The sequence below is a fragment of the Coprobacter tertius genome (assembly GCF_024330105.1).
In the GTDB taxonomy this organism is placed as follows: domain Bacteria; phylum Bacteroidota; class Bacteroidia; order Bacteroidales; family Coprobacteraceae; genus Coprobacter; species Coprobacter tertius.
The window spans coordinates 1-5,657 of the sequence record NZ_JANDHW010000025.1 but is presented as its reverse complement, the minus strand read 5'-3'; the positions used below and the strand labels follow the sequence as shown (position 1 = coordinate 5,657).

Annotated in this window: 8 protein-coding genes and 1 tRNA gene; 4 read left to right on the top strand and 5 right to left on the bottom strand. The window is 42.7% G+C overall.

Annotated features, from left to right (window positions below; all coding sequences use genetic code 11):
* The 3 genes from NMU02_RS13635 to NMU02_RS13625 form a co-directional block, all read right to left on the bottom strand.
* The coding region (locus NMU02_RS13635) for a relaxase/mobilization nuclease domain-containing protein (RefSeq protein ID WP_255028524.1) at nt 1-511 on the bottom strand (511 nt) is incomplete at its 3' end.
* Nucleotides 483-854 carry a plasmid mobilization protein gene (locus tag NMU02_RS13630; protein ID WP_255028523.1) on the bottom strand — a complete coding sequence of 124 codons (372 nt, stop codon included), beginning with the start codon at nt 852-854 and terminating at the stop codon, nt 483-485. The genes NMU02_RS13630 and NMU02_RS13635, both read right to left, overlap by 29 nt.
* 34 nt (nt 855-888) lie before the next feature.
* Nucleotides 889-1,065 (bottom strand): hypothetical protein, encoded by a 177-nt coding sequence (locus tag NMU02_RS13625; protein WP_255028522.1) that lies wholly within the window; start codon nt 1,063-1,065, stop codon nt 889-891.
* 340 nt (nt 1,066-1,405) lie between these two features.
* Between NMU02_RS13625 and NMU02_RS13620 the strand changes: the two genes are divergently transcribed.
* The 4 genes from NMU02_RS13620 to NMU02_RS13605 all read left to right on the top strand — a co-directional run bounded on the left by NMU02_RS13620 (nt 1,406) and on the right by NMU02_RS13605 (nt 4,006).
* Nucleotides 1,406-1,675, top strand: coding sequence for a helix-turn-helix domain-containing protein (locus tag NMU02_RS13620; RefSeq protein ID WP_255028521.1), 270 nt, complete (start codon nt 1,406-1,408; stop codon nt 1,673-1,675).
* 6 nt (nt 1,676-1,681) lie between these two features.
* On the top strand, nt 1,682-1,975 hold the full coding sequence (locus tag NMU02_RS13615; protein ID WP_255028519.1) for a helix-turn-helix domain-containing protein: 294 nt from the start codon (nt 1,682-1,684) through the stop codon (nt 1,973-1,975).
* A gap of 620 nt (nt 1,976-2,595) precedes the next feature.
* Complete coding sequence (locus NMU02_RS13610) at nt 2,596-3,048, top strand: hypothetical protein (RefSeq protein ID WP_255028517.1); 453 nt, start codon at nt 2,596-2,598, stop codon at nt 3,046-3,048.
* A gap of 76 nt (nt 3,049-3,124) precedes the next feature.
* Nucleotides 3,125-4,006 carry a HEPN domain-containing protein gene (locus NMU02_RS13605; RefSeq protein WP_255028515.1) on the top strand — a complete coding sequence of 294 codons (882 nt, stop codon included), beginning with the start codon at nt 3,125-3,127 and terminating at the stop codon, nt 4,004-4,006.
* Nucleotides 4,007-4,111: 105 nt separating this feature from the next.
* Here NMU02_RS13605 and NMU02_RS13600 read toward each other — a convergent pair whose 3' ends face one another.
* Complete coding sequence (locus NMU02_RS13600; RefSeq protein WP_255028514.1) at nt 4,112-5,332, bottom strand: site-specific integrase; 1,221 nt, start codon at nt 5,330-5,332, stop codon at nt 4,112-4,114.
* Nucleotides 5,333-5,574: 242 nt separating this feature from the next.
* A tRNA-Lys gene (locus NMU02_RS13595) sits at nt 5,575-5,647 on the bottom strand.
* Nucleotides 5,648-5,657: the final 10 nt, after the last annotated feature.

Sequence of the window (5,657 nt, the reverse complement as noted above, 5' to 3'; positions counted from 1 at the left end):
GGTGTATCTGGTATTTTGTCTTGTCCGGTTCTTTGAGTTTGTTTCGATTCACTTGCATTTTTCCTTTTCCGAAAGTCAGCCCGTATTTTTCTTTCAGCTTTTTCGTAACCTGCCCGTTGCGGTAAAAATCGTTTTTGTCGTTGATCAGTTTTCCCTCATTGTCGATCCGATTAAAAACGATATGGCAATGCGGATGCCGGGCATCGTTATGTCTTACGATAATATATTGCGTGTTGTCGATTCCCATCTCTTTCAGATATTCCTGTGCTAACCTGATAAGCGCTTTATCTGATAAACGAGGGGCGTCTTGGGGTGAAAAACTCAAGGAGATATGACCGACAGGTTTTGAAATTTCGGGTTTCAATTGGCGTTGGGTTTCAAAACCGTTGATTATGTTTTCGTCACTTCCGAGCAGTACGCCGTCAGCAAAGAGCAGTTCGGCTTTCTCTTTATCCAACACGTATTTTACGCACCCTTTGAAACTACCGCCTTTTGTTATTTTTCCAATCATCGGAGAGTCGTTTTATGATGTCGTTTATTTTTACCGCCAGATAAGCGTTTACTTTCATCATCGGCTCGTAGCCTTCGGCATTGGCTTTATGTGCGAGCTGGTTGATATTGTTGGCTTCATTGGCAAGCAGACGTAACGTTTTTGCGTCTTCGGGGGTTATGCGTTGTACGATCTTCCCTTTCAAAAGCATCTCTCTGGCATATCGGCTGAGTTTTACTCCCGCCTGTTCCGCCCGTTGCGTTACCAATATCAATTCGTCTGCCGTCAGGCGTGTAGAGACTATCCGGGATTTTTGCCGGATGGCTTCAACTTTCGGACGTCCGTTCTTCTTGTTTTCCTTCATTAGAAAATACATTCGGTTCTTAAAATATTCATTTTCAAATCTGCGACCACCGGGAGAGGATTCCCTTTGCCCGGGGCAAAGCAAGGCGGTTTTTGTTTACGAAAACATAACCTTGCTCTTTCTCTAAAAAAGAGGATAAAAAGAAAACGGCATACCCGTGCAACCGGGTACGCTTGTTCATTCGTTTCTGCGGGATTAGAACTTTTTCCATCTGGAAATTTCTTTTTCATACGTCTGTATTTTTAAAATTCCCGGCAAATAAAGCGGATCGGCGGCACGTAACAGATAGGTTTTATTGAATATCGGTTAAGCATGTCCGCTTATACTGCGTTTCGCTTTGTTTTTCCCGAAACAACGGATACGACCGTATATAGTGTGCCTGACCGACCGGGTTTGCCCATAGTACACAGCGGGAGTAACGACATATGACGACTTAGACGGACTTGTGAAGCCGGCGTACAGCAAATGCTGCCGAAAGTGAAATACCGTCTCTATATTCGAACCGGAAACGGAGTTATTTACTTAAAAAAACAGATGAAATGAATGTGTTTATGGTGGAAGAGAAGGTTATAGAATCGGTTGCTGAACAGTTCAGACGGCTGACGGATAAGGTGGAGGAGGTTTGTGACGTGTATAGAGTGAAAGGCGCAAAGGAGTATCTGGATAATCAGGATGTATGTTTGCAGTTGAATATCAGCAAACGAACGTTACAGAATTACCGGAATACAGGGAAATTGCCCTTTACCCGGATCGGTCAGAAAATTTATTACCGGACAAGGGATATCGAGAAATTTTTAAACGAGGACAAAAATCTGAAATAAGAATATATGGAAGAGTATGTAAGTATGAAAAATGAAAAAGTGAAACAGTTCTTTGCAAGAGCAGAGGGTTTAATGGGCAGACTGGATGAACTGGGTAGGGTATGCCGTCCTGCTCTGGGAAGTGAACGGTATTTGACGAACCAACAGTTGTCGGAACTGCTGCATCTCAGTCGGAGGACATTGCAGGATTACCGGGACGGGGGAATACTTCCCTTTTACCGTCTCGAAGGGAAGATCCTGTACCGGGAGTCGGATATTGAAAGAATTCTTACGGAGAACTACAATAAACCCTTTGATTGATTGTCCGGCTATCCTTCCGGCTATATCTCCGGCTGTATTGCCAGCCATCCGGCCGGAGATACAGCCGGAGGGACGGACAACCCGGCATCGTGATTCTTTCGAACGTTAATCCATTTTTTAATAACTTTTCTATAGCGTTTGAATAATCCGTAATTCTTTCTATATTTGTAACGTGCTGCCCGGAGAAATGGGCGGCCTTTCGGAGAAGCGTTTTTTATTATTCTTGCCTTTCAAAACCGCCAAATTTTAAGCAACGAGAATAATAAGCAATGAACGTTCCGTGCCTTATGTATGTTCCAAAACATACCATACGGCGTGGGGCTGTTGTTTATTATCTGTTGCTGGGGTGCTTGGCGGTACCTGAGAGGCGGAGAACTATAACAGTTTCCACGCTTCTTTATTAATAACCCGTCTGCCCGGAAACTACAGACACACATACCCGAGTAAAAAACATGAAATAAACCTTTCTTTTTCCTTTTGTAGTTTCCGGGGCGAAACCTTTTCCCGAAAATATTCATACCCCAAAAGATTTTGGAACCAAACAACGGTCATGCGGCACGATGGAGTGGCTGATGCTCGATACAAACGCATCGATATTGTTTCACTCAAATCTTTATCGTATGAATATCTTAAAAAGGAAATGGGCTTTATGCTACATGAAAAGACTTCCGGCTGTTTCAAAACTCGAGGTCTGTGACAAATTACGCCCTTATCTCAGGCATTACGGCTTGACTTTGTCCGATACGGAAATCATTTTCCCAAAGAGACGTTGCTATTATCAAAAGCTATTGCAGTTCATTTACGCCTATGGGATATATGAAGAATCGATCCCGTATGAGTCGGTCATATACATAATGGAAACTCCCGTCGGACTGCACCTTCTTTTGCGTACCGGACACGAATTCACATTCACCCTGGAATCTCCCCACTGGCAGATAAGGAACCTGTATGATTACGACAAACCTTTAATGATTACCGTATGGTGGTGGAGATTCAGCGGACAGGCCGTTATGCTCTGGTGGAAAGTGGAAGAGTGGCTGGGCATCCGGGAAAAGAAACAGTCCCAACTCTGAAATTCACGCAATGACGGGAACGAAAGAAGAAAAAAATCATGTATCTTTACCCTGTTTAACATAAAAAGGATTCCTGATGAAAACCTCGACTTCCCGTCTGCCTGAATATGCCCGTAAGGATCTACAGCAAATCGTTTCGCTGGTGTTAGAAAATCTTCCCCGGTGTGAAATGATCATCCTGTACGGAAGCTACGCCAGAGGAACTTATGTAGAATATGACGAAAGGGACGAGTTCGGCATCCTCACCTCATTTATGAGTGACTATGACATACTGGTGGTAACCAGCAAAAGCGATGTGAAAGAAGCGGGGCAGATACTCGATGCGGTAGATCAGATGTATTATAAACGTCCCGATCACCAAGTCCCTATACAATTTATTAATGACGATATAGAGAAGCTGAACTCCGACCTGTCGGAGGGTCGCTACTTCTATACCGATGTAAAGAAAGAGGGAATTATGTTATACGATAGCGGAAACTACAAACTGGAACGTGCCCGGAAACTCGACTTTGAGGAAATCCGGCAACAGGCGCAGGAGTATTTTAACGAAAAATATGAAGAAGCTCTATTTTTTTTAGAAGATGTTGAGGTAAATTACAATAAGAGAAGATATAAAAGAGCCTCCTTTTATTTACATCAAGCCTGTGAAAACCTGTTTTATACATTACGATTAGTCCATACCCTAAAAAACAGCAAACAGCACAATCTGTCTAAACTGTTAGGTGCGACACATAAATACTCCGACGAACTGCGAAAAATCTTTCCCCGGAACACCAAGGAAGAAAAACGGCTGTTCGAGCTGTTACGGCTCGCCTATGTCGAAGCCCGATACAATCCTAAATTCGTAGTGACAAAAGAAGATATCGATGCCATACTCCCCAAAGTGGAAAGATTGCGGGATGTGGTATCGGAAGTCTGCAAATCGCAAATAGAAACATACCGGGAAAACGAAAAATAATCATCTTCCGAAGAAATGCCAAAACAATGAAGGGCGGATGTTTCCGCCCCTATAAGTTGAAAAAAAAAGAAACGGACAACCCTAAAAGTTGTCCGTTGCCATTACCTAAACAGCCAGATCGGATAAAAAACTATTTACCTTTTCCATATCCCTGTAAATGCTCTGATCCAATACCCGGGCGTAATGTTTGGTTATAGACGTGTCGGCATGCCCCAACATCTTTGCTACATTTTCCATACTCACTCCGTTAGCCAGACAAACCGATGTGGCATAAGAATGTCTAGCCATGTGCGTTGTCAAATTCTTACCGATACCACAAATATCCGCAATCTCTTTCAGATAACTGTTCATCCGTTGGTTACACAAAACTGGCAGCAATTTACCGCTACATGCTGCTACTTCTTTATACTTGTCAAGAATCGAAGCCGCAACCGGTAAAACCGGGATATTGCACATAACACTGGTTTTTTGTCTTTTTTTCCTGATCCATAAATTACCGTTATTATCCCGTATCAGATGTTCGGGCAACAATCCTTTTACATCGCTGAATGCTAAACCTGTGAAACAGCAAAACACAAAAATATCCCGTACCTGTTCTACCCGTTTAATTGTAAATTCCTTACCGAGAATAACCTTAATCTCATCCATCGTTAGAAACTCGGGGTCGGTTTCCTCTATTTTAAACCGATAATAAGCAAAAGGGTCTTTCCTGATCCAGTCGTTTTTTAATGCCAGATGAATAATTTTTTTTAGATTCTTTAACCGGGTAATCGCCGAATTCTGCGCACACCCTTTCTCAATCTTTAAAAAAGCATCGAAGCGGGAAATAAAATCCGGCTCCAAATCGTTTAGCGCAATATCCGAAACTCGATATTCTTTTCTAATAAACTCCCCTAAATAGCGTGTGGTCGTTTCGTAGCGCTGCACCGTCTTACTTACAAAATCCTTGCCAATCAGTTTGCGGCATTGCGCGTTATGTTCGCCAAAAGCCTGCAATAAGGTTTTATTCTCTTCATCCTCTCCGTAATAAAGTTTACGGATAAGGTCGGCGGTAATGGTCTTCCCGGCTATTTCCAGTTCCCGGTAAATTTGATGAATACGTGAACGGGTTATTTCCAGATAGCGGTTCAACTCTACCGACATGCGGTCTTTTCCCCTTGAACACTCTTTTGCCTGATTCCAGAAATTTACCGGACAACTGCGTTTCACCAGAATATCCACCATGAAGCCGTTTACCGTGATACGCATACAAACAGGCGCTTCCCCATTTTTCAGAAGCTTACTCTTTTTGATAAAAAACAAAACGCTGAAAGTCTTTCTTTCCATTTTTACATCGTTTTTAGAGTTGCAAAACTATGTATTCTCTTCCAGAATAAAACCATGCAAAACACTGTAAACCAGTGAGAAATAAGCTAAATCGTGGGACTAAAACCGGAGAAAAAAAAGTCCCACGATTTAGACCCGGATAATATGCCTGAAAGTGCGTTTTTTTGCTATTTGCCAGAAAAAAGAAATCCCCGATAATACTTGATTATCAGGGATTTGCTCGATTTTTCTTTTGTTTTCAGTGATCCGCCTGGGGCTCGAACCCAGGACCCCAACATTAAAAGTGTTGTGCTCTACCAGCTGAGCTAGCGAATCATCGAGGTGC